Source organism: Succinatimonas hippei YIT 12066, from assembly GCF_000188195.1.
In the GTDB taxonomy this organism is placed as follows: domain Bacteria; phylum Pseudomonadota; class Gammaproteobacteria; order Enterobacterales; family Succinivibrionaceae; genus Succinatimonas; species Succinatimonas hippei.
In genome coordinates, this window is record NZ_GL831015.1 from 1 (window position 1) to 623 (window position 623).

Annotated in this window: 1 protein-coding gene; it reads left to right on the top strand. The window is 50.9% G+C overall.

The window, feature by feature from the left end:
* Window positions 1-9: 9 nt before the first annotated feature.
* Window positions 10-623: Mu transposase domain-containing protein (locus tag HMPREF9444_RS06475; protein WP_148514392.1), on the top strand; the 614-nt coding region annotated here is incomplete at its 3' end.

Consider the following 623-nt stretch of genomic DNA (forward strand, 5'->3'; position numbering starts at 1 on the left):
ACGGATAAAATGCTGCAGCGGCCGATTCGGGGATTAAAAAAATCCCGGGCGCAGTTGTTCGAGGAAGGCGAAAGACCGGCGCTTACCTTACCGTCAAGCTGGGATTACCGTTACGTCACCACCGCCGCGGTAATCGTCCCCGCCGACGGCAGGATACTCCTGCATCAGCATTGTTATGCCCTGCCGCCTCAATGGATAAGGCAGAAAATCATGATTGAACTGACATCCGTCACCGTAAGTTTCACTCATGAAGGCACTTTGATTGCGGCATATCCGCGTCAGGATAATCGTCACGGCCTTTCGACCAAAGAGGATTATACCCAAAAAGAGCATTTGATTTATGACATTTTCTCTATCCGCAATCAAGACTCAATGCTGCTGCAGTGGGCCCGGGCCATCGGTGCCGACGCTGAAGCATGGTGTCGGGAAGCTCTCAACGGCAAAGGACGCTATGCCGATACGGTAAGGCATGTTCATGCCGTATTGTCGCTGCCTCAGGCTTATACCGGGTTGTATCAGGAGCTGAATCAATGCATAAAAGAGCAACGCAGTTTAAGTCTGTTTAAAGTCAGTGCCGGAACTATAGTGCGAGCTTGGAAAAACATGACCCATTCCTTTTCCGG